Raw genomic sequence first — 22,732 nt, 5'->3', positions numbered from 1 at the left:
GCTGCGGCCTCCTATGACCCCTGCGTCGAACGCGCTACGGGTCTGCGGCCTGCGGATGTCGACGAGGATGCTGGGCTCTTCGCCGGCGGTCTGTCGTTCCTGGACGGCTCGGCCGTCGTATCCAGCGACATAAGGAACTGTTCGTTGTTGTCGGAGTCCTTCAGCTTTTTGAGGAAATTATCGACGAAGTCCGGCGAGTCGCTCATCGTTTTGCGGATGGCCCATATCTTATCGAGCTCTTCCTTGGTCAACAGCATTTCTTCCCGCCGAGTACCCGATCTGCGCATATCCAGCGCCGGGAAGATTCGGCGTTCCGCCAGCTTGCGATCCAGATGCAGCTCCATATTGCCCGTACCCTTAAACTCTTCATAAATGATGTCGTCCATACGCGAGCCCGTCTCGATCAAGGCCGTCGCCAGAATCGTCAGGCTTCCGCCTTCCTCCACGTTGCGCGCCGAGCCGAAGAAACGCTTTGGACGGTGGAAGGCAGCCGGATCGATACCGCCGCTCAATGTGCGGCCGGATGGCGGGATAACAAGGTTGTAAGCACGCGCAAGGCGCGTGATGCTGTCCAAAAGAATGACGACGTCCTTCTTATGTTCGACCAATCGAAGCGCGCGCTCGAGCACAAGCTCGGCAACCTTGATGTGATTCTCCGGAAGTTCATCGAACGTCGACGCGACAACTTCGCCTTTTACCGAACGCTGCATATCGGTCACTTCCTCCGGACGCTCGTCGATGAGCAGCACGAACAGCTCAATATCAGGGCGATTCTCGGAGATGCTGTTGGCGATCTCCTTCAGAAGCAGCGTCTTGCCGGCCTTTGGCGGAGCGACGATAAGTCCCCTTTGGCCAAGTCCGACAGGGGCTAACAGGTCCATCATACGGGTGGATAACTTCGACTTAGAGGTTTCGAGCACTAATTTCTTCTCGGGATATAGAGGAGTAAGAGCAGGAAAATGGAGTCGTTCTGCCGCCGTTTCAGGGTTCTCTCCATTAACGGCATTTACTTGGAGCAAGCCGAAATATCGTTCGTTCTCCTTTGGAGGCCGGCACTTGCCGGAAACAAGATCGCCGCTTCTCAGATCAAACCTGCGGATCTGGGATGCCGAAATATAAATGTCTTCCTTGCTGGGCAAATAGTTGATGGGACGCAGAAATCCGAATCCTTCTTGCAGGACGTCCAATACGCCTTCCATAAACATGAGTCCGCTCTTCTCCGCTTGCGCCCGGAGGATGGCGAATATAAGTTCCTTCTTCTTGAGTTGACCGTAATAAGCAATTTGATATTGCTTGGCGAGCTTATAAAGCTCCGTCAACTTCATCTCTTCCAGATCCGCAATCTGAAGATCCGACATATTCTCACCACTTTATTCGAATTGTTGAAAACCTTTTAATTCATCATTACCAGTTTTTACCTAATTTATTCCGAACTGTTCTCTCGCCATACTTCCGCACCCAGCCTGGTCAAATTCTCCACCAGATGATCGTACCCCCGGTCGATGTACTCTACGCCGGTAATTTCGGTTACGCCATCCTCCACGGTCAATGCCGCTACAACCAACGCCGCTCCAGCCCGCAAATCCGCCGCCTTTACCTTGGCCGCATTGAGCTTGCCGCCTTCGATAATGGCGGATCGTCCTTCCACGCGGATATTGGCCCCCATGCGCGTAAGCTCCGGCACATGCTTGAACCTCGTTCCGTAAACGTAGTCCGTCAGAATGCTGACGCCTTTCGCCTGCGTAAGAAGCGTTGTCATCGGCGATTGCAGATCGGTTGCGAAGCCCGGATAAACCAGCGCTTTCACATCGATGGCCGTGTATTCCGGAGAGCCGATAATGCGAATGGATTCGTCCATCTCGACGACCTGCACGCCCATCTCCTCAAGCTTGGCCGTCATGGCTTCCATATGCTTGGGAATAACATTATCTATAAGTACGTCGCCGCGCGTTGCTGCGGCCGCAATCATATAAGTTCCCGCTTGAATGCGGTCGGGAATGATGGAATGCCGGCAGCCGTGAAGTTTTCTGACACCTTCGATACGAATCGTCTCCGTTCCGGCACCTTTCACATTTGCTCCCATGGCGTTCAACAAAGTAGCTACATCTATGATTTCAGGCTCTTTTGCGGCATTTTCGATAATGGTGGATCCTTGGGCCCGAGAGGCCGCAAGCATAATGTTAATCGTCGCTCCAACGCTTGCAACGTCCAGGTAGATCTTGGCTCCGCGCAGCTGCGCGGCCTTAATATGGATGGATCCATGCTCATTGGTTACGGTAGCGCCCAGCGCTTCGAAACCTTTAATATGCTGGTCTATGGGACGAGGCTCGAAATTACAGCCTCCGGGCAAGCCTATAATCGCTTCTCCAAATCGGCCTAACATGGCGCCCATCAAATAATACGAGGCTCTAAGCAGCTTGACCTTGCCGTTTGGCATTGGTCTTGCAATAAGCTCTGAAGGATCGATTCGCATCGTATCCCCATCGCGAGTAACCGTCGCGCCAAGTTCTCGCAGGATGTCGCTATAAACCGCAACATCGCTAATCTCAGGCAAATTGTCTAATACAACTTCCGATTCCGCCAATATTGCAGCAGGAACAAGAGCGACCGCGCTGTTCTTGGCTCCACTGATCTGAACCGTGCCGCGCAGCGGTCGACCTCCGCGAATCATCAATTTCTCCATGAAAAGTAGGTTCCTCCTCTTAAGCTTAGAAGGCAGCAATACTAGCAGCTTTAATGATTGACAGGCAGAAAGAATTGCGGCGCCCTTGTCAGAGGACGCCACATTTTCTGTTAAAATTCTAATCTAATTGGGACAAGGTAAAACGGCTGTTGCCGTCTTTCGGCGGTGTAATATCCGAGAAATAGAGGTCAAGTATGAAGTAAATCTATACAATCCTGTATTTCAAAAAACCGCCGCAGCCATAAGGCTTGGAGCTTGAAGGCTCGTCCTGTCGGCATTGTTCAGGCGGTCACTCTGAGCTATTATATCACACCGAAGAGCCAAATGGTAAGGTCTCTTTCCTTTCCGGAATAGCAAAAAGAAGCAACGCCGCGCGCCGCGCATGCGATGCTTCCTTCTTCAAAATACAGGAAAGCCTATGATCTAGCCCTACTTTCTCTATATTTCCCGGAATGAAACGAGCCGCACTGCCGCGGGACGGCGACAGCCGTTTCACCTTGCTTCATTAAGAACCTACAGCGAACCGGTCCGACGAGCTGCCTCCCTGCAGATGGCGATTCACTTCCATTCTCATCTCGTCGATATCGAACGGCTTGGTGAAGTGCATCAGCGCGCCGAGATCCGTCGCTTCCTTAATCATATCGAGTTCGCCGTAAGCCGTCATCATAATGACCTTGATGGAAGGATCGATCGTTTTGATATGCTTTAGGATCTCCAAGCCATCCATGCCCGGAATCTTCATATCGAGCAATACCAAATCCGGTGAATCGCGTCGCACGATCTCCAAGGCGATCTTGCCGTTCGCAGCTTGAAACGTATTATAGCCTTCGCTGCTGAACACTTCTAACAACAAGACCCGAATTCCGTTCTGATCGTCGACAATCAATACCTTCTTCTTATCCAAGCTCCTCAACTCCCCGAGAATGAACGTCGTAATCTTCATCAAACGATAAGAGACTGCTCCGTCAATTTTTTATATCTATTCGAGAGAGAGAAGGGATTATCCTGCTATGGCATACAAAAAATTACTGGATGGAAGGAAGGATGACAACAATGTGTCAACTTCTCGCTAATTAGCGCGCCAAACGCTCCGAATACGATAGTGCCGATTGCACGAACCCTCTAAACAGCGGCTGCGGGCGATTCGGTCTGGACGTAAATTCCGGATGAAATTGTACCGCAAGGAACCAAGGGTGATCCTTGAGCTCGACCATCTCTACCAGGCGTCCGTCCGGGGAAGTGCCGGAAATGATCAGTCCCGCGGACTCAATGACTTCCCTGTATTCATTATTGAACTCATACCGATGACGGTGGCGTTCGTACACCAGCTCGTCCCCGTATTCGCGAATCGCGATCGTCTCGGATGCGATCTTGCACGGATACAGGCCAAGGCGCATCGTACCGCCCAAATCCTCGATATCCTTCTGGTCTGGAAGCAGATCGATAACCGGATACGGCGTAGAGGAATTAATCTCCGAGCTGTTGGCTCCCGCAAGACCAGCCACGTTGCGAGCGTACTCGATAACGGCGACTTGCATCCCGAGGCAGATGCCGAAGAAAGGAATCTTCGCTTCGCGCGCGTACTTGATGGCGCAAATCTTGCCTTCGATGCCGCGATCGCCGAAGCCGCCCGGCACCAGAATGCCGTGTATGCCTTGCAGTGCGTCCGCGACGGTATCGTCGGTCAGCTGCTCGGCATCGACCCAGCGGATCTTCACTTCGGAGTCCGCGGAGATGCCGGCATGTCCAAGCGATTCCACGATGCTAAGATAGGCATCATGCAGGGCAACGTATTTGCCGACGATTGCGATCTCCGTTGTGTGATGCAACGACTTCACTCGGGCGACAAGGCTCTCCCATTCGCGCATGTCGGGCTGCTCGGTCTGCAGCTTTAGATGGTTTACGACGAACTCGTCGAGTCCTTGCTCGCGAAGCATGAGAGGTACCTCGTACAAGGTCGACGCGTCGCGGCATTCAATGACCGCATTTTCGTCGATGTCGCAGAACAAGCCGATTTTGCGCTTCATGTCTTCGGCAAGAGGATACTCCGTGCGGCAGACGATTACGTTCGGTTGGATCCCGATGCTACGCAATTCCTTCACGCTGTGCTGAGTCGGCTTCGTCTTTACTTCGCCTGCTGCCTTAATGTAAGGAATAAGCGTGACGTGGATATACATGACGTTGTCCCGGCCGATATCGCTCTTGATCTGGCGAATCGCTTCCAGGAAAGGCAGGCTCTCGATATCGCCGACCGTACCGCCGATCTCCGTAATGACAACGTCAGAGCCATGCTCCTTGCCCGCTCGGAAGACGCGATCTTTGATTTCGTTCGTGATATGCGGGATGACTTGCACCGTTCCACCCAGATAATCGCCGCGGCGTTCCTTGGTAATCACGTTGGAATAGATTTTGCCCGTGGTGACGTTGCTGTTCTTGGACAGGTTGATATCAATAAACCGTTCGTAGTGACCGAGGTCAAGGTCCGTCTCTGCGCCGTCGTCCGTGACGAAAACTTCGCCGTGCTGGTACGGGCTCATCGTGCCCGGGTCGACGTTGATGTAAGGATCAAACTTCTGGATAGTAACTTTAAGCCCTCTGTTCTTGAGCAGTCTGCCTAGCGATGCCGCGGTGATTCCCTTGCCCAGGGAAGAGACCACGCCGCCGGTTACGAATATATATTTGGTCACTGTGATGATACCCTCCATGCTCCTATGTTAATAAATAGTTTACCCAAATCCGCTGCCTTATGTCGCACATGCGCCATGAATATGTAGCGCGCAAGGCCTATGATGCTATCCGATTGAATCCAAGATGAATCGGCTGTCGCCGTCTTTTGTCGGCGCAGGCGCGTTTCATTTCGACAATTCTAAGTCCAAATAAGTGGCTAAAACTTATAAATTCTTAGAATTCAAACAAAAAAAGTGACACCCGTAGCTACGGGGGCACTTTTCTCTTATCGCATGTCATATGCGTATTATTGGTTAACCGAATCTGAAGCCCATGCAATAGTGTACTCTGCTTAATAGTACATGTCAAGCGAAACTAGGCGGACTTCCGATTACTTATCGTCGTCGTCTTCTTCGTCTTCGAAGGAGTCCTCTTCCTCGTCTTCTTCGGCGTCGAGTTCGTCTTCGCCTTCTTCCAGATCCTCTTCCTCGATGTCGATCTCCTCTTCGACCTCAGCCTCTTCTTCGGCCTCCTCGAAGTCTTCGGAGTCCTCGTCGTAGGCATCGTAATCTTCTTCCTCAGCCGCGAAATCGTCCTCTTCTTCTTCTGCGAACAGATCCTCGTCGTCGAGATCGTCGTCGTCGTTAATGATGCGCGTACGCTTCGCGTTGCCCACCGGATCCTCGGAGCGCTCTACCGGATACCAGCGCTTGAGTCCCCACATATTGCTGCCGACGCAAGCGAATCTTCCATCGATGTTGATCTCCGTATATACCTGAGCGATAAATTGATTGATGCCTTCCTGGGACAGACCGCGAATCTTGGCGATCTCCATCATCAAATCGCGATAATAGTATGGCGTGTTGGCCGCTTTGAGCACCTCGAACGCCAAGTCGACCATTGGCATTTCCTTCACGCGTTCAGGATCCAGCTTCAATGTAATATTGCCGCCGCTCATATGGACACATCCTCTCTCACTTGCTCTGGAATGATGTACGTTGCCGTACCTTATGCATTCTCGGACGAAGCTTCCGAGCCCGCTCCTAGCCGAGCGGCCTTTCTCCTTCGCACGCATTAGTCAAACTATAGTAAAACCTATTTCAATCGAAAAATCAAGTGCAGGCCGTTCTCGGAGCGCAGCTCGTCCGGCAGCCGTTCGACGAGTACCCTGCGTGCGGCAGTGCGGGAAATGTCGGAAGATGCCGGATCTGAGCGGTCACGGCAAAAAAGCGAAGGGAAGCTCCCTTCGCTTTGACTGTATCCATCCGACTCGCGTCGGAGATGCAAGAGCGTATCCAGCTCTTCATTCATCCTATGAGCGAACGCGGATTTTGCCACGGTCTGACGCCTATTTATTTGAAAAAAGGCAAGTGGCTCATGCCGTCCCGCTCCATCCTTCATACAATAGTGCAGCATCGTCCTTCGGGAGGGGGAGCTCTATTGAATATCGCCGCATTCATTCGTTCGCTGCAGCAATCGCGTTCGATATCTTCCACAGAAACTACAAAACGCATTATCCGATTCAAGCATGACAGCGATTATCGCACGTTCGTGCGGCAGCTGTCACAAAACGACAAACTTAGGCCGCTGCGCAAGCTCGTAAGCCCCCTGCCCATCATTAGAGGTATCGTCTGCCAATTGCCAGCTTCAGCCGTGCTTGATTGCTCTGGAGGACACATCTGGATGGAGAAGGACTGCCTCATCAGCGTCAACCCCTCCTCTCAGAAGTCGCTCGCGCTCGATAACGGCATGCCATGGGGCGTGCAACAGATCAAGGCGCCGCAAGCATGGGGCGTCACGACCGGACATCGCGTCAAGGTTGGCGTCATCGATACCGGAATCGACTTTAATCATCCCGATCTGCGACATTCGCTGCTTCGGGGAATCAACCTGCTAAATCGAAGCAAAATGCCTTACGACGACAATGGACACGGCACGCATATCGCGGGAACGATCGCCGCGGCCAATGGCATGCATGGCATGATCGGCGTGGCTCCGCGTGCGCTGATTGCTCCGGTCAAGGCGTTCGACCACAACGGAAGCGCCTTTGTCTCCGATATTATACTCGGCATCGAGTGGTGCGTCCGCAATGGCATAGACGTCATCAACATGAGCTTCGGGATGAAGAACAGAAGCAAGGCGCTGCTAGGCGCTGTAACAAACGCCTACAACTCCGGCGTCATCATCGTCGCTTCCTCCGGCAATGACGGCAAGCTTCGCTCCGTCGACTATCCCGCCCGTTATCCTCAGACGATCTCCGTAGGCGCCACTAACCGCTCCCGCAGGGTCGCGCCCTTTAGCAACCGGGGGGCGCATATCGATATCTACGCTCCCGGCGAGAAAATCACATCGGCATGGCTGAGAGGAAACTATAATGAGATGAGCGGCACCTCTATGGCAACTTCTCACGTGAGCGGGGCCATAGCCCTGCTGCTGTCACTCTACCCGCATCTGACACCGGCGGAGATTAAGCTCATCATGAAACGTTCCATGCAGCCGCTGCGCAACGCCAAAAATCGGCGAAGCAGCACCGGCGAGCTGGACATCGTCCGAATGCTGCAAGCCGCGGAGAAGCTATAAGCTTCTTGCGCGGCTTGTCGTTTTTTCCTTTTTCAATTGCCGGATGCCGACTTGACCTTGGGACACTTCCGGCAATACTCGGGCGCCATCTCGTAATACAAGCAGCATGTCAATCTCGGCCTGGCCGAATAAATCCCGGAAGCGCGCGCCGCACCCCCCATGAACTTAGCCAGTGGATTACGTTTTTCGCCGAATAGGGATGCCGACGAAGGGCTCGACATATAGACATAATCTTCCTCGGCATGCGGGCCCTCGAACTCCTCCTCTTCGTAAGGCGGAGCGATCCGCACGGCGGCGTTTTCCCACAAAATCGCCATCGGCACGCGAGCGCACTCCGACAGCGTCTTGAACAAAGGGGCCGCATGGTCGGCGAACAATCCGCAGAGCACGTCCTCTCTCCACTTCTCCCGCTCCCCGGCCAACGGTACCGTCACGGTCAAGCCTTCCACTGCCAGCTCGGGAAAGCTGGACTTGCCCGCGGCGCAGCCGCTATAGTCCGGTGAGATCAGGCGGCATTGCATGGGCGTCAGCATCAACCCTTTATTGAAACCGGTCATCGCATGCAGCACGGGCGCGACTAGCAAGTAGCCATACCTCTTCGCCAGCATGGAAGCCGTCACTCTCCGGGACAGAGCCCCGATATGCTTTCCCAGCCAATCCAGATAGTCCCCGCACAGCTCCTTGTTCAGCAGCTCCGATACCCGCACGTCCGCCAGCAAAGGAGGAAGATCGGCCCCATCCTCGATCATTCGGAATTCTCCAGGGAGCTCCCTCCGTTCCTCCTGCGATAAAAACGTTCTTCCGTTAGTGGCCGCCAAGCAGCGTTTCTCCCACCTGATCCACGATCATATTAATTGCGATCGGGCCGTAGTAAGCGATCCATAACGTCGTGTCGACGTTGTATATCCGGTTGTGCTTAACGGGCTCCAGCGACTGCCAGGTTTCCGTCTTCTGGTACTCCTCGGCCTCTTCCTTGAACATATCGTCGGTCAGCAGGAAGTAATGGTCGGCTCCAACGCCGGGCAATGCCTCCAACGCGATCTGATAAGCGGTATCGTCCACCTCGGTGACCGCTTTCGGAGCGATCAATCCCAAGTCCCCGTATAGAATCGCACCCGTGCGATGATCCGGCGTATGCACTCGAATGCCGCCGTCTCTAGGCCTTAGCAATGCGATGCTCTCCCCGTTCATCTTGGCCTGCAGCTTCTCCTTGAGGCTGGACACCTTCTCTTGGTAAGCCTTCAGCACGTCGGCGGCAGCCTGTTCCTTGCCGACGATCTTCCCGAACGTAACCAATGTGTCCTTCCAGTCCTCGTCGAAGTCGAGCACGATCGTCGGGGCGATCTTAGAGACGCTGTCATAGATTTTCTCCTGGAAGCCGGTAATAATGATCAGATCGGGATCCATCGCCACGATGGCCTCGAGATTCGGCTCGTCGCGCGTGCCCAGCACTTTGACGTCCGCCAACTGATCCGCCAGATATTCCGGGAAGTCCTCCGAAGAGCCCGCCGCGGTGACGCTGCCCGCCGGCTGTTCTTGCAGGGCGATCAACTGATCGACGAACTTCGTGTCGAGAACCGCGATGCGCTCTGGCTTCTGCTCCAGCACGATGTCATCCTTCAGATGCTTAATAGTAACGGGATAACCGGCTTGCTCCGCTTGGGCCGGACCGGGAGCGGCCGTCGAGGACGCCGTGGACGTCGGGGACGCTCCTTCGTTCGTATTGGACCTCGCTCCGCCGTTCCCGCCCGAGCATGCCCCCAGAATCAGGGCCAGACTCAGAATTAGACTAACGGCCAGCATGGATTTCGTACGTTTGATCACTTGCCATTCTCCTCCGCTTGAATATTGATAATGATTCGCACTATCAACCTCACTATAAGGGAGTTTGGCCGCTTCTCCAATGGGATTTCGCGACAAGCCGGATGCACTTATGCGACAGGAGCGGCGGCATTGGAGCGGAGAGATGCCGTAATGCTTCTTGAAGGCGCGGCTGAAGTAATAGCTGTCGGAGTACCCCGTCGCCTCCGCAATCTCGCGCAGCGTTGCCTTCGTCCCCGTAAGCATCGCCTGAGCCTGCTCCATGCGGATCCCGATCAAATACTCCATCGGGCCAACCCGGTGCCGCTTTTTGAACTGCCGCTGCAATTGTCGAGGCCCCGCTTCCAGTACGGTTGCGAGCTCCTGGAGGCCGAAGGGCTCCGCGTAATGGTCTTTCAGATAACGAACGGCCCTGGCGACAAGATCCGGCCGGCACACGTCCGTGCCTCCCTGCTCGTGAACTTGCCGCAGCATTTCGTACACCAATTGATGGAACAAGGCTCTGACGTGGAACCGGTCCAAGGCGGAGGGAGCTTGCCACAGCCCCAGCATCTGCTCCGACTTCGCATACAGCGCCAGCGGATACCCCGGCACAAAGCCGTACGAAGACTGGAACGGACTATTTTTCTTCAGAATAGCAGCCAATTCCTTGCGATGAGGCGGCGCGGGAGCCGCTTTGTAAAAGATCAGATCGTATTGCACCGCCTCCCTGACCTGAACGATGTCAAGCAGCGAGCCCTTGCCTGCGTGGCAGGCGTAAGCGCCCCGAACCGAGTGGCGGCGCTCGTCGATATAAATATCCGCGCACCCTTGATGAATCAGCAGGAACCCGCTGGCGGGCATGCGAAAGGAAGCCCGCTTCTCTTCCGGCCCGATCCGGGAACGCCTGATATCCAGCACTCTGATCGCGGAATGATTCCACAGCTTCAAATGATCCTCCAACGAAATCCCTCTATTTCCCTCCATGACCATCTCATTCTCCCACTCGTTTAACTCGCCGCGCCCCCGACCGGTTTCGATCGTTCGGGTTGGATCCGATTCGAGTCGATTCGATTCGGATTGATTCGATTTGCACCGATTATATCAATAATAATTCTCATTATCAATTAAAATGATCTATCATAACACCAACACCAACACCAACACCGAAGCAGAACGTTTCAGCTCCGTTACTCACAATGAATCGACAGCCTATTCCCGTCTGTTAGATCTAGTTGTGGCTAAAAATCCGACAAATAGAGTCGCTGGTGTCTGTCAGATTCTCCACCCTTTTGTTCACAAGTCATGGAGTATCATCATTTTTTATGCAATAAGGAGAAACGGCTGCGCCTCCTTTTGCCGGGCAGCTCGTCCGCTCGTTCCATGCGAGAATTCCAAGTCCAGATAAGGTGCTATGGCTTTTAATTCGCGGGACAGGGTTCGGCCGAGGTCGCTCTTGATCTCGTCCAGTTCCTTCTTCTTTACCCAAACCTGACGCCGGCAGAGATCAAAGCCATCATGAAACGTTCGATGCAACCGTTCAAAAGCAATAAAGCTCGCCGCCGCAGCGTCGGCGAGCCCGATATTATGCGCATGCTGTAAGCCGCCAAGAAGAACTGATCCTCGGCTTGCAACTGCTCCCTTCATTGTCGCGAACCGCCGCCGTCGCCATACTCGACAAGCGCCCGCTCGTCCCTCTACCAATCGTTGACGATGATCCCTTCATTGATCATTGTAAAGTAGAAGGTATCCATCACATCCGCGAGCTGCGGCTCGCGCATGAGAATAAACGATTTTAGCTCTCGCCATTGCGGCAAAAGTTGTTCCTTCGGCGTCCCCGCCGCTTTGCGGCTTAACAGTTCGGCCAAGCTTTTGTTGATCGTGGCGGAATCGGCAAGGATGTGCAGCATTTCCGCACGGTTCGGGCAGACAGCGGCCGCAGCCTCCGCGGCCTCCCGAAGCCGGGGCAAATACGCCTCGCACCATGCCGCCGCCTGCACGAAGCCGTCATGCGCCCCCTTGTCCAGCATCGGCAGCTCATTGCGCGTGTACTCATGGGACATCAGCCTGCTGATCCCCTCGAGGTATTCCCAAGCCAGCGCAGCGTGTTCGCCGTATGCCGCTGCAAAATATTCCTCCGCCAGCCGTTCGAAGGCCAAATCGCGATTGAACAGGGTATGCCCCATCGTGTACATGGCAAGACCGTTCGGAAAAAAAGCCCGCTGTACCTGGCAGCTGACCAAGCCGCCAAGCCCGAGTTGCCGCAGCCCCTTTATATCCTCGCTAATGACCCGCGCCAACCGAATGCCGGAATATTCCCGGTGCACATCCCACATCAAGTGGTAGTCAAAATCAAAGCTGTCGCCGGCGAACACCTTCTGCCACTCATACAGAAAGGCCAGGTTGCGCTCGATGTCGCGCGGATAGTCCACCTTGTTCAGCTCGAACGGTATACGCGGCGTCTTGCCCCGCTCAGGCGCCTTGCCTTCTTTTAGAAATGTGCTGGTATACGTGCGGTGAATCGGCGCATACATCATAATGAACCGGTCCGGATTGTTCATCCGGACCTGCTCAGGCGTCCACAACAGCTCGAGATAGATGAGGAAGGCAATTCGGTTCTCCAGTCCGAGCGCGGTCAGTTGCCTATCCACCTCGTTGATCATAACCATATAGTGATCCGGCGGCGAGAGCCGGCGGCATTCTTCGCATTCGCAGAAATTGTTGAAGTTGTCCCCCAGCCATACATGCAGCACATCCACCTCACGATGGGCTTGCACATAACGGACGATTTCGTCAATCATGGCTTGGCTGGCCAGCGGATTGGAATAGCAGAGCTGCGTATTAAGCGGAATCCCTTCAAAAAAGGTTCGTTTGCCGCCCACCTCGGCAAGCAGAATGCGCTTGTCCTCCGGAATTTCGCTATCCTGCACCTTATGCCAGCCGATGGACGGAAACCCTATGCTTTCGCATGTCCAGCCATGCCCGACCGCATGGTAGATCATCCCGCGCAGCTTGATGGCCGCAATGATTCGGGCGACGAATTCGAGAGAATGCTCGCGCGTAAACGGTTCTGCCGGCATGGTTTCGTTGCCCTCATGCTTATACCAGCGCTCGAAGAAGGTAAAGGAATCCCGGAATTGCAGGAAATACGCATTGAAGCCTGCTTTGGGCGCCCATTCGACGATCGACAGGACATGCTCCAGACTCGCCGCCCCTTCGATGCATATTCCGCGATGACGATGATCGGGCCTGGCCAGCAGCCTGACGCTGCATGCCGCCTTTTCCCGCTCCGGGATATACTCCCCCGCCGCGGTCGGGCGATAGAAGCGGCAACCGAACTCATGGAACATCCGGTATACGCCCTGCAGGACGCTTCGGCTGTTCGTTCCGATAATAACCCCGCTACCGCCCTGAACATCAATAAGAAACGCATCATCCCAATATGCATTCAGGGGGGCGCTGTGCCATTGAATCTGAAAATCCGCCGGATCGAGGTCCGGAATCGTCGGCGCCTCATCGCCCGCACCCAAGCCAGTACCAAAAGCTGCCGGGTTGGCGGCCAGCTTAATATTCAGTCCGTCGCCTTCGCCGGTCAACCGCCGACCGTAACGTTGCAATTCCGCATAGGCATAATCCAGCTCTGTCGTTGCCGGCTTCTGTTTGACATCCATTAATAATTTATTCATCTAATCCCTCTCTCGCCTTACATGATGCAAGAAACGACTGCGCCTCCGCACGCGGCCGGGCAATCGTTTCCGAATGGAATCCATCCGTCGTTTATTTTCGCTTCAGCTTCACGTAAGCCAATACGCCGACTGCCGCAACCGCCGCTGCTAGGATAACGCCCAGCCAGACGGGAAAAGAGGATGAGTTCGCTTTCTCTGCCGAATCGTCTCCCGAAGCTTCTGCCGCCCCAGACGTCTCGCTCCCTGAAGTCTCCGCTGCTTCAGCCGTTGCTTCGGGCGCTTCCGTCGCCGACGCCTCCGGCTTCTCGCCCGCTCCCTCCGCCTCGCCGGACGCATCAACCGAGGCTTCGCCTGCTCCTTCCGCCGCTTCCTGGCCGCTGCCGGCGTTGGCGCCGTCAGGGTCGGCAGGCTGCTCGGATACCGGCTCGCCGCCGGCCGCCGCTTCGTCGTCCCGGACTTCCACGCTCACATCGTCAATCATGACGTCGCCAACGCAGACATTGATGCTGATGTACCCCGCGACATCGGTTTTTTTATTGCTGTAATCCACCACGCCGACGATCTGATCGTCCACATAAGCCGTGAAGATGTTGTCTTCGGCAACGAGTTTATACGTATGCCAATCGTCCACCTTGTCGGCGAATGCGGCGGATTGCGTCGTATTTTTGGTCAGGGCCACTACGCCCGCGCCGCCCGGGTAACCGCGATAAGACTGGAACGAAATGGCGGATTCCTCGAATTTGAACGCGTGCAGCACATTGTTGCTGCCGTTATAGCGGTCATTCGTATCCTTGCGGACCGAAAAACCGATCCACGAGCCGGTGAAATCCAACGATTTGGCCTTCATTGAAATCGTAAAATTTTTGGCCTTGATATCCTTGGGCGCAATATAGAAGAAGCTGCCGCCCGTCGCTTTATTATTGACATGCATAACCCCGTCTTTGATCTCGGCGACGCCGATGACTTCATCGTCGTCCACGGTCTCCGGATCGTCGTCCAGATGCCCGTTCGTCCATTGGGAAAAGTCGCCCGAAGAGAAATCTTCCGTAAACGTTTGATTCGCGGCATTGGCCGGGCTGACCAGCCCCAGCGTTGACGCCAGCAGCAAACCTGCCAGCATGCACATCCATTTGCGCATTATGGGACACCACCTTCATCTGTATTCGGCTTACCTGATGACGACCAGCGCGCCTTCGCCGGCGGCAAGCGCAAGCTCATGGACGCTGCCGGAATGCCGGGACGACTCCGCTCCCTGAACGACTTGTAGCGTATGCTCGCCCGTCCATCGCAGCGTCGCCTTGCCGTCGCGATCGATCGTATTATTCACGACATAGTAGGCTTGCGTGCCGTCGTAATCGAAGGCGCCCGCAATAACGGGAATATCTCCCGACAACGCCGCCAGCGCGCCATAGCTCGGCAATTGATCGTCCTCCGGCACCGGGACAGGACTTTCGCCGTGGACGATGACCCCTTTGAACCGAGCGCCCATCAGCACATGGTCGATCGCGGCGATTTGCCGGTTCATCTCCTGCACGTCGTCGTATATCGGCGTCTTCTCGCCTTTCCGCGACACCATACCGCCCGTAAATCCGTCTTCGAACGGACACCAGAACGTGAAATATTGAATGCCTTGCGCCCCGTACGCCAGAGCCGTATTGACCTGCCAGAACGTCTCCGATCGGATCGGCAGCCTTGCGTTGGCGTTCCAGCTTGCGGACTGAATGAATACCCAGAACGGAACGCCATGTTCGCTAGCGGTTGTCCGGACAACCGATAAATTGTCGTAATACCCTTGCGTCAGTGCAGGGAAGGTTCCGTGCAGCGGGTAATAATCGTAAGAAATAAACGTAGGCTTCACCGCATCCATATAAGCGTCCAAATATTGCCGGTATTGCGCCGCCGTCGGCAATCCGCCCGTTTCATCCAACTTGTCGACGAACAATTGGTTTACCGATGCGTAATTGGGCAGCAAATTAATATAGAAATATTTATCGGGATCAAGCTCCGCAAACGCGTCATGGCTGGCTCCGAGCGAATCGAAGTACGCGGAAGCAGGTTCGTCTACGGCCAGATTGCCCAGATAGGCCGGATGCCCGCGATACGTATCCAGCGAATAGCGCATCAGCTCGGGGTCGTCCGCTCCCGCTTGAATTGCCGAATCGGACACCAAATATTTCAACCCGTGCTCATGCGCGTAATCAAGCGCGCGCAGCACCTGCGCCGGATCGATTTCGACCCGTTCATACAAGCCGTAAACGATATTCAACCCCGCCTCCTTCGCAAGCCTGTAGCTGTCGCTTGTAATATAGTCGGGATTGTCATGCCCAAACATCCCCGAAGGCGGCGGCGCCACCCACGCTCCTATCGGCATCACATCCGCTCCTAGCGGATGAATCGGCTTGCGGCTCTCCAATGCTATTCCTCCTGTTGCAGGGGCTTCTTGCTCCACCTGTCCCTGATTATTGCCCGAATCGCCGGCCGCTTCCTGCCCGCCCGGCGATTCGGTACGGTTGCTTTGCTCTGGCGATGCCGCGCCTTCCGACGGCACGGCGTCGCCAGGCGCTTGCCGGTCGCTATTGCTGCAGCCGGCGAGCAGTACCAGCAGCAGCGCGGCCATGATCAGCCCGCCTGACGGTCGAACCATGTTGCAACTCCCCCCTTTCGGGCATGGTTCATATGCGCACGCAATGCCTCGTTCGCATGTGCAAGACGACATGCCCTATCGCCGCCGTTCACCCTTTCAATCCGCCTGCGACCGTGTTTTCGATCAAGGTTTTCTGGAACAGGCTGTATACGATCAGGATGGGCACGGTCGCCACGATCATCGCCGCGAACATTTTGGGCCAATCCGCCGCATACGCCTGTTCCAATACGATTTGGCGCAGTCCTAGCGCCAGCGTGAACTTATCCTTATCCGCCAAGAACATCCACGGCGTGAAATAATCGTTCCACAAGCCGATGCCCGTAATAATCGAGACGGCGCCAAGGGCCGGCATCGCTTGCGGAATCATGACCTTCGCGAACACCTGCCAATCGCTTGCCCCATCGACGAACGCCGCCTCCGCATAACTCCAGGATACGCCGAGGAAAAAGCCGTACAATACGATAAAATTAAGGCCAAGCCCGCTGGAATAAAGCAGAATAATGCCAAAATGGGTATTATACAGACCCGTTTCGTTCATGAATTTGTACAAAGCCGAGATGGAACCGATCGCCGGAATCAGCATGACGGAAATCGCCGTTATATAGATCACGCGTTTGAGCTTGAAATCGTATTTGGCGACGATGTAGGAAGCCATCGCGGCGGAAAGGACCGAGATGGCCGTGCCGATGACGGTCAGTTTGATGCTGTTCCAGAAATAGGTGACCATATTGTATTCATTCCATACCTTCGCATAGTTGCTGACCATCCATTGCTGGGGCAGCGACCATATGCCGCCTTCGGCAAAAAACTCCCGATTCGTCTTGAACGAATTGTATAGCGTCCATAGAAACGGAAAGATCAGACTGAGCGCGTACAATACGAACAATACGAAAAACAAGCCGATGACTGCCTTCTGCAACTTCGTGCGCTTCATCACGTATCACACCTTGCTTCATTATTGCGGCTGCCGCTTGCGCGCAAACATCGTGTCGCCAGCGCCCACCGTCGGCGTACGGGCCGTTTATTTCTTCGCCGAATTGCGGCGCACGGCGATGACCGCGATGACTACGACCGCCAGGCCGGCAACGGCAAGAATGATGTACAATAGCGACCGATCGTTGTCCGAATCTTCCGCCTCCGTCGGCTTGTCGGTTGCCGCCGGCGTTTCTTCGCCCGCGGCAGGCGTCTCTTCCGCAGGCGAGGCCTCGGACGGGGTCGGCTCCGGCGTTGCGGTCGCTGCGGATTCGGTCGGCTCCGGCGTTGCGGCCGTTGCACCGATTGCGGACAGATCCGCTTGCGGGTTGCCGGACACCGCAATGTTGTCCAGGCTGAACCAGCCTTGAATATCCGCGTTGCCGGAGGTCGTGAAGTTTACGTAACCGCTGACCTCGGGCAAATTGGGAAATACGGCGCGCGGCGCCGCCATCAAATCGGCCGCTTCCGACGCCAGCTTGTAGTACACTTCCACTTTGGAGCCATCGTAAACGACTTTGACGTTCAGCGGCTCCTCTTTGACTGCCAACGCGTAGTCGCCGGGCAGCCAGCGCTGCTCCGGATTTTCCCATTCGACGGTTTCGGTCGTGCCCTTGCCCAGCATCATGATGCTGTCATTGTTGATCAACAGCAAGTATGGCTCCGGCTCGCCGAAGAACGTATCCGGCTGCGGATTGCCGAAGGTCAAGCCGATCCAGCTGGAGTTGCCTTCGAACGTATGAATGTCGAATGAAGCCGCGAATGTCGAATAAGTGCCTTGGGGTCCAAAATAGGAATTGTCTTGCGCGCCGGCGAATACAAGCTCCCCATCCGCGACGGACAGGGCGTTGTCGTCCGGCGTGGCGGCCATCTGCCAGTCCGCCGCGTCGTACCCGCTGCCGAAGTCGGTTGCCGCGTCTTTGCCCGTCCCCTCCGCGGAGACGCTTCCCATCATCCCGAATAACGCCATTGCCATTGCCAAGCTCGCCAGCCCTAACCTTTTGCTCATGAGTCCTCTTCTCCTTTGGTCATGAAAATCATGAATGAATTCGGGAAATCTCTAATATTCCACATTGGACCCGATACGTTCCAGCACCAGCTTGAAGCCCATAACGACGGCGATGCCAATGACGGAGAAGAACACGCCTACCGCCGCCGCGTATTCCAGCTGCCCTGCCTTGACCTGCTCCAGGACATATAACGCGATGGTGTAGGAGCTCCCGTTCGGGCCGCCCCCGGTCAGCAGCTGAGGTTGCAGGAAGATCGTAAAGGCCGAAGTCGACCCCAGCACGAACACCGTCGTTACGGTCGGCCAGATCATCGGCACGACGACCTGGCTCAGCTCCCGCCACATGGGAACGCCTTCCAGCTGCCCGTATTCGATCACTTCCTGCGGAATGCGCGTAATGGCGCTGTTGAGCAGAATGACGTTAAAGCCGATCCCTGCCCAGATGCAATAAACGAATACCATCGGCATGGCCGTATGCTTGTCGCCAAACCAGGTGCGCTGCCAGCCTTCCAGCCCCAGTACCTGCAAGATGTCATTGAACACCCCGAACGTGCTATCGAACATGAAGGAGAACACCATGGTCAAGATGACGATGGACAGAATGGAAGGAAAAAAAAAGATCGCCCGGAACCATTGATGCAGGTACACCTTTTTGAACAATATATAGGAAGAAATAATCGAGAGCGGCAGCAGAATGCCGTTCGTCACCGGTATGAACAGCAAGGAATTGACGATAGCCTTGCCCAGCAGCGGGCTGCGCTTCATATCGGTAAAAATTTGCTCGAAGTTGCGCAGTCCCGCAAATTCCACGGTGTTCTGGAAGTAGTTCAGCTTCTGGAACGCCATGACGATCGTGTTGATATTGATGTAGACAAAAAACACAAGGAAATGCGCGAGCGGAAAAGCTAGCATCAGGAAAATGAACCAACCCCGCTTCGTCGTGCTACTCATGGCCCTCTCCCCTTACGTGGCGGCTACTCAATGCCCAGATCAGCCTTTGTTTTCTCCCAGTTTTCCTTGGCGAATTGCAAGTTCCCCTGGAAAGCGGATTCCGGCGTTTCGTCTTCCATATAAATCATCATGTAAGGCGCTCCCGCCAGCGGCCAATCATAGTACTTGCTGTAATAAATCGGGTTTTGCGAGAAGAGATAGATGTTCCGGCTGTTCTGCCAAATATCGATGACGCTTTGCGAAAACTCGCTTAAGCCCGAGACGGATGCCGCATCGTAAACGAATGGACGGACGGAGCCGGTTTTTTCGGTAAAGAGCTTCAGCATATCGTCGCTGGCCGTAAACTTCAGGAATTCCTTCGCCAGCTCGACATTTTTGGCTTTGGCAGGAATAATGGCGAAATCCCCGCCTTGCGTATTGTTGACTTTGGCATCCTTGGCGCCGTCAATCGCAGGCAGCTGCATCATCTTCATGCGGAAGCCTTCGGGCAGCGAGGTACGCATTTCGTTCTCCAGCCAAGCCCCGTTCGGAATAATCGCCGCCTTGCCCTGTACGAATGCCATCTGCGATTGAATATGGTCCATGCCCTCCGCGCCGCTGATGCTGTTCGACGGGTCGGCCAGCAGCTCGTAGAATTGCTCAAGCGCCTTGAGCCGGCCCTCCTGTCCGTACACGTCCGGGCTTGCCATCTCCTTGTAGGCTTCGACTCCCTCGGCGCCTTCGTATTGCGCCCACCAGCCCACCGTAGGGAAATCCCAGTAGGCCATCACCTTGCCGCCCCAGGCGAACGGCGCGATGCCCTTCTCCTTGATCGACGGCAGCAATTGCTCCAGCTCCGCCATCGTCTCCGGCACTTTCCAACCGTGCTCCTCGAACATGCCGGCGTTGTAGACGAAGCCGGTTGCGCCGTCCGTCCAAGGCGCCACCCAATATTTGTCCCGGATCAGACCGTAGTCCGCCGCTCCGGGCTGCAGCTTTTCCTTGAACGTTTTGCCGTTGTCGATCGTCGATTCGTACACGTCCGTCAAGTCCGCGAGATAGCCCATGATGCCCCAACGCTGCCAGTTCGTCCGCAGGACGAATGCCAGATCGGGGAGATTCGCGCCGGATTCCAGCCGCGGCCCCATTTTTTCGGTAATGCCGGGGTCGCCTTCGATTTCCACTTTCACACCGGGATGCGCGGCCTCGAATGCCGCCACCCAGCCTTTCAGCCATTCATCGCCATACCCGCCGTTGAAATACGCGATTTTCAATACTTGCTCCGTCTCCGAATTGCCGTCGCCTTCCTCGTTGTTGCCGGAACAGGCTGCCATCGTGAACGCCATGACGGCCGCGACCAGCAGGATTGCCCATTTTTTCATGCTGTGACCCTCCCTGTTTTTATTTTAGAAGCAGTATAAATTTGCCTTCGCCCGGCTCCAGGGTGACGTTGTAGCTGCCGCCCTTCACCTTGACGCGGTTGTTGCCGCCCATGCCGTATTCGCTGACTTCCTTGACCTTGTTGAATTTGATGGTCACTTCGTTGCTCAGCTCATGCGCCGGGTCCGTGAAGTTGACCAGCATAATCGCCTGGTTGCCATCCTTGTCTTCGAATGCGCCGACGACGACCGGATGCTCGCTCTCCACGTTTCGGATCGGTTCGAAGGACGGAAGCCGGTTCTCCATATACAGCTCCGGCGGCGCATCCTCGACAGGGAACGTCATGACGCCGACATTGTCATAGTTGAGATAAATATGATCGAAGTCGAGTATTTCATGGTTCACGTTTTTTACTGCGTCGTAAATCGGCGTTTTATTGCCTTCCTTGTCAACCATCGCCTCCGAGAAAACGGTTACATCATCCTTCAGAGGCGTCCAATAAGTAAAGTGCTGCAGTCCCCGTGCGCCGAAAGCGAGCGAGTTGTAGACTTGCCAGCGGATATCCGCTTCATTCGGGGGACGGTTCTCGGATCCGGCAACCCAATAGCCCATCGCCTGGATGAACAACCAGAACGGAATGCCCGCCTTCTTCGTGGCGGTGGACACAATGTCCAGGTTCAGCAAGTAGTTTTCCGTCAGGAACGTGCCGCTGGTCGGGCTGTTCTTCAGCGGGTAATGATCGTAGGACAAGTAGTCGGTGCCGACGACCGAGATGTATTCGTCAATGTAATCCTGATACGTTCGCCCATCCCGCTGATCCGGGCTGGAATAAATGGGATTCAAATTGACGTAGAACATGAGATCCGGATACAGCTCTTTAAACTTCTTGTTCAACACGCCCAGATGCTCAAACTTGGCAGCTCCAGGTTCATCGACAACCATGATGCCGCGCAATGCCGGGCTTTTCGCCACCTCGTCAAACATCCCCTCCATCAGATCGAGCTCATCCTCCGGAATGGAGAACAGCGATCTGCTGCGGGCCATATACTGGATGCCGTTCTGCTCCGCGTACTTCAGCGCGTCGAGCGCATGCTGGTCGATGTCCTCGTACAGGCCATAGATGATGTTGATGCCCGACTCCGCCACCTGCTTATACGACTCGTCGTTAATGTACCCCGGCGGCGGCGCTACCCAGGCGCCGATGGCAATCCGCTGATTGTCCTCGTAGTAAGGCTCCTTCACTTCCCCTGAACATGCGGTCAGCTGGACCGTCATCCCCCCGGCCAAAAGCGCTGCCACGACCCTTACCGCTCTCTTTGTCATTACCCCACCTCCACGTCTTGCTGTTGCATAACCCTATTTAACTACATCTTTTTTTAGATTGCAACATTTTTTAGTAAAGTTAAATAACTAATTTTTTACGCCAACTGGCGGGACTGTCTCCGTACTGATGTTTGAAGCGCCTTGTAAAATAATGGATGCTGTTGAAGCCGATTTTCTCCGCAATCGCTTTGATGGGAAGGTCGCTTTCCTGCAAATAGCGGGCCGCCGCCTTCAAGCGAATGCGGAGCAGATATTGACCGGGCGTGTACCCGGTATGCTCCTTGAACAGCCTGATCAAGTAGGATGGCGTAAGATGGACTTGGGCGGCCAGGCTGCGAACCGTAATGGATTCGCTGTACCGCCATTCCATATAGCGTTGCAGTTCGAGAACCACTTCCTCCGCGACATGCCGGCCGCCCGATCGGATGGCGGCAGGGCAGCAGCTGATCGGCGCGCCGGCTTGACGGGGAAGCAGCAACGCGACCATCGTGCGTACGCCAAGGCGGGCCAGCTGCTCCGGCTCCCGGCCGCTTGCGGAGGCGCCCGACAGCGCAAGCCCGATCAGAAACCCGACCATCTGGTACAGATGCTCGAACAGTTGAACGGCCTCTGCGGCCGGAAGCAGCAGCTCCTGCCCGGCAAGCCTTGCCGCATGCAGCACGACCGGCTCCGCGCCGTCGCCCCCGGCAAGCCGCCCCCCTGCCACTACCGCATAACGATAAGATGCCGGCTCCGTCCCGCCACCGGACAGCGCATGGCGCATCGGGGCCGGTACGATCAGAATCGCCGGCTCCTGGATGTAGCGTTGGCAGGAAGCCGTCTTGAACCACAGCTTGCCCGCCGTAATATAAATAACCTCCTTGTCTTCCGCCTCCTTTGTTCCAAGCCGTACCGCCGATTGTCCCCGAGCTTCCCCTTGGCCAAAAGAATGGATACGCATTGCATCGCCTCCCATAAAGCGAATTATGTGCAACTGTGTTTATTGAAAATTGCGATTCCGCTTCGATTCGCGGCCGGTAAAACTGTATGATTCCATGCAAATACGAACGGGCATCCCA

The 22,732-nt window shown here is 55.2% G+C and carries 18 protein-coding genes; 1 reads left to right on the top strand and 17 read right to left on the bottom strand.

The window, feature by feature from the left end:
* Positions 1 to 11: 11 nt before the first annotated feature.
* The 5 genes from rho to rpoE all read right to left on the bottom strand — a co-directional run bounded on the left by rho (position 12) and on the right by rpoE (position 6,308).
* Positions 12 to 1,358, bottom strand: a complete 1,347-nt coding sequence (gene rho, locus B1748_RS30400) for a transcription termination factor Rho (RefSeq protein WP_087571719.1) — start codon at positions 1,356 to 1,358, stop codon at positions 12 to 14.
* 65 nt (positions 1,359 to 1,423) lie between these two features.
* Entirely contained in the window at positions 1,424 to 2,683 is a 1,260-nt protein-coding gene (locus tag B1748_RS30395) for a UDP-N-acetylglucosamine 1-carboxyvinyltransferase (protein ID WP_087571718.1), read from the bottom strand.
* A gap of 505 nt (positions 2,684 to 3,188) precedes the next feature.
* On the bottom strand, positions 3,189 to 3,587 hold the full coding sequence (locus B1748_RS30390) for a response regulator (protein ID WP_087571734.1): 399 nt from the start codon (positions 3,585 to 3,587) through the stop codon (positions 3,189 to 3,191).
* 169 nt (positions 3,588 to 3,756) lie between these two features.
* Positions 3,757 to 5,370, bottom strand: coding sequence for a CTP synthase (locus B1748_RS30385; protein WP_087571717.1), 1,614 nt, complete (start codon positions 5,368 to 5,370; stop codon positions 3,757 to 3,759).
* 371 nt (positions 5,371 to 5,741) lie between these two features.
* A complete protein-coding gene (rpoE, locus tag B1748_RS30380) occupies positions 5,742 to 6,308 on the bottom strand; it encodes a DNA-directed RNA polymerase subunit delta (protein WP_087571716.1) in 567 nt (188 codons plus the stop codon).
* A 482-nt stretch (positions 6,309 to 6,790) separates the two neighbouring features.
* On the opposite strand from rpoE, the gene B1748_RS30375 reads away from it, so the two are divergent.
* Positions 6,791 to 7,930 carry a S8 family peptidase gene (locus B1748_RS30375; RefSeq protein WP_373271314.1) on the top strand — a complete coding sequence of 380 codons (1,140 nt, stop codon included), beginning with the start codon at positions 6,791 to 6,793 and terminating at the stop codon, positions 7,928 to 7,930.
* Between the two features lie 32 nt (positions 7,931 to 7,962).
* Here B1748_RS30375 and B1748_RS30370 read toward each other — a convergent pair whose 3' ends face one another.
* The 12 genes from B1748_RS30370 to B1748_RS30315 form a co-directional block, all read right to left on the bottom strand.
* Complete coding sequence (locus tag B1748_RS30370; RefSeq protein WP_087571715.1) at positions 7,963 to 8,748, bottom strand: ferric iron reductase; 786 nt, start codon at positions 8,746 to 8,748, stop codon at positions 7,963 to 7,965.
* Positions 8,735 to 10,717, bottom strand: coding sequence for an AraC family transcriptional regulator (locus B1748_RS30365; RefSeq protein WP_256976042.1), 1,983 nt, complete (start codon positions 10,715 to 10,717; stop codon positions 8,735 to 8,737). The genes B1748_RS30370 and B1748_RS30365 overlap by 14 nt, the downstream gene beginning before the upstream one ends.
* A 336-nt stretch (positions 10,718 to 11,053) precedes the next feature.
* Positions 11,054 to 11,377, bottom strand: a complete 324-nt coding sequence (locus tag B1748_RS30360) for a hypothetical protein (RefSeq protein ID WP_087571714.1) — start codon at positions 11,375 to 11,377, stop codon at positions 11,054 to 11,056.
* Positions 11,378 to 11,427: 50 nt separating this feature from the next.
* Entirely contained in the window at positions 11,428 to 13,416 is a 1,989-nt protein-coding gene (locus tag B1748_RS30355; protein WP_087571713.1) for a DUF4838 domain-containing protein, read from the bottom strand.
* A gap of 91 nt (positions 13,417 to 13,507) precedes the next feature.
* A complete protein-coding gene (locus B1748_RS30350) occupies positions 13,508 to 14,554 on the bottom strand; it encodes a 3-keto-alpha-glucoside-1,2-lyase-like domain-containing protein (protein ID WP_087571712.1) in 1,047 nt (348 codons plus the stop codon).
* Between the two features lie 30 nt (positions 14,555 to 14,584).
* A complete protein-coding gene (locus B1748_RS30345; RefSeq protein ID WP_087571711.1) occupies positions 14,585 to 16,060 on the bottom strand; it encodes a beta-galactosidase in 1,476 nt (491 codons plus the stop codon).
* A gap of 88 nt (positions 16,061 to 16,148) precedes the next feature.
* The gene (locus tag B1748_RS30340; RefSeq protein ID WP_087571710.1) at positions 16,149 to 16,994 is read right to left on the bottom strand and encodes a carbohydrate ABC transporter permease; all 846 of its coding nucleotides are present in this window, start codon (positions 16,992 to 16,994) and stop codon (positions 16,149 to 16,151) included.
* Positions 16,995 to 17,081: 87 nt separating this feature from the next.
* Complete coding sequence (locus B1748_RS30335) at positions 17,082 to 18,041, bottom strand: hypothetical protein (RefSeq protein ID WP_087571709.1); 960 nt, start codon at positions 18,039 to 18,041, stop codon at positions 17,082 to 17,084.
* A gap of 51 nt (positions 18,042 to 18,092) precedes the next feature.
* Positions 18,093 to 18,992, bottom strand: a complete 900-nt coding sequence (locus B1748_RS30330; RefSeq protein WP_087571708.1) for a carbohydrate ABC transporter permease — start codon at positions 18,990 to 18,992, stop codon at positions 18,093 to 18,095.
* Between the two features lie 23 nt (positions 18,993 to 19,015).
* Positions 19,016 to 20,353 carry an extracellular solute-binding protein gene (locus B1748_RS30325; protein WP_087571707.1) on the bottom strand — a complete coding sequence of 446 codons (1,338 nt, stop codon included), beginning with the start codon at positions 20,351 to 20,353 and terminating at the stop codon, positions 19,016 to 19,018.
* Between the two features lie 19 nt (positions 20,354 to 20,372).
* Positions 20,373 to 21,674 carry a beta-galactosidase gene (locus B1748_RS30320; protein WP_087571706.1) on the bottom strand — a complete coding sequence of 434 codons (1,302 nt, stop codon included), beginning with the start codon at positions 21,672 to 21,674 and terminating at the stop codon, positions 20,373 to 20,375.
* Positions 21,675 to 21,753: 79 nt separating this feature from the next.
* Entirely contained in the window at positions 21,754 to 22,614 is an 861-nt protein-coding gene (locus B1748_RS30315; RefSeq protein ID WP_179215901.1) for a helix-turn-helix transcriptional regulator, read from the bottom strand.
* Positions 22,615 to 22,732 lie beyond the last annotated feature (118 nt).

Source organism: Paenibacillus sp. MY03, assembly GCF_002165585.1.
Taxonomy (GTDB): Bacteria; Bacillota; Bacilli; order Paenibacillales; family Paenibacillaceae; genus Pristimantibacillus; species Pristimantibacillus agaridevorans.
Note: the sequence above shows the minus strand (reverse complement) of the source record. Positions and strands in the feature narration are given on the sequence as shown.

What these genes read in the sequence shown, in the direction of transcription:
- rho (WP_087571719.1), bottom strand. Translation starts at nt 1,358, where the DNA reads ATGTCGGATCTTCAGATTGCGGATCTGGAAGAGATGAAGTTGACGGAG.
- B1748_RS30395 (WP_087571718.1), bottom strand. Translation starts at nt 2,683, where the DNA reads ATGGAGAAATTGATGATTCGCGGAGGTCGACCGCTGCGCGGCACGGTT.
- rpoE (WP_087571716.1), bottom strand. Translation starts at nt 6,308, where the DNA reads ATGAGCGGCGGCAATATTACATTGAAGCTGGATCCTGAACGCGTGAAG.
- B1748_RS30365 (WP_256976042.1), bottom strand. Translation starts at nt 10,717, where the DNA reads ATGGAGGGAAATAGAGGGATTTCGTTGGAGGATCATTTGAAGCTGTGG.
- B1748_RS30360 (WP_087571714.1), bottom strand. Translation starts at nt 11,377, where the DNA reads ATGAAGGGAGCAGTTGCAAGCCGAGGATCAGTTCTTCTTGGCGGCTTA.
- B1748_RS30355 (WP_087571713.1), bottom strand. Translation starts at nt 13,416, where the DNA reads ATGAATAAATTATTAATGGATGTCAAACAGAAGCCGGCAACGACAGAG.
- B1748_RS30350 (WP_087571712.1), bottom strand. Translation starts at nt 14,554, where the DNA reads ATGCGCAAATGGATGTGCATGCTGGCAGGTTTGCTGCTGGCGTCAACG.
- B1748_RS30345 (WP_087571711.1), bottom strand. Translation starts at nt 16,060, where the DNA reads ATGGTTCGACCGTCAGGCGGGCTGATCATGGCCGCGCTGCTGCTGGTA.
- B1748_RS30340 (WP_087571710.1), bottom strand. Translation starts at nt 16,994, where the DNA reads ATGAAGCGCACGAAGTTGCAGAAGGCAGTCATCGGCTTGTTTTTCGTA.
- B1748_RS30335 (WP_087571709.1), bottom strand. Translation starts at nt 18,041, where the DNA reads ATGAGCAAAAGGTTAGGGCTGGCGAGCTTGGCAATGGCAATGGCGTTA.
- B1748_RS30330 (WP_087571708.1), bottom strand. Translation starts at nt 18,992, where the DNA reads ATGAGTAGCACGACGAAGCGGGGTTGGTTCATTTTCCTGATGCTAGCT.
- B1748_RS30325 (WP_087571707.1), bottom strand. Translation starts at nt 20,353, where the DNA reads ATGAAAAAATGGGCAATCCTGCTGGTCGCGGCCGTCATGGCGTTCACG.
- B1748_RS30320 (WP_087571706.1), bottom strand. Translation starts at nt 21,674, where the DNA reads ATGACAAAGAGAGCGGTAAGGGTCGTGGCAGCGCTTTTGGCCGGGGGG.
- B1748_RS30315 (WP_179215901.1), bottom strand. Translation starts at nt 22,614, where the DNA reads ATGCGTATCCATTCTTTTGGCCAAGGGGAAGCTCGGGGACAATCGGCG.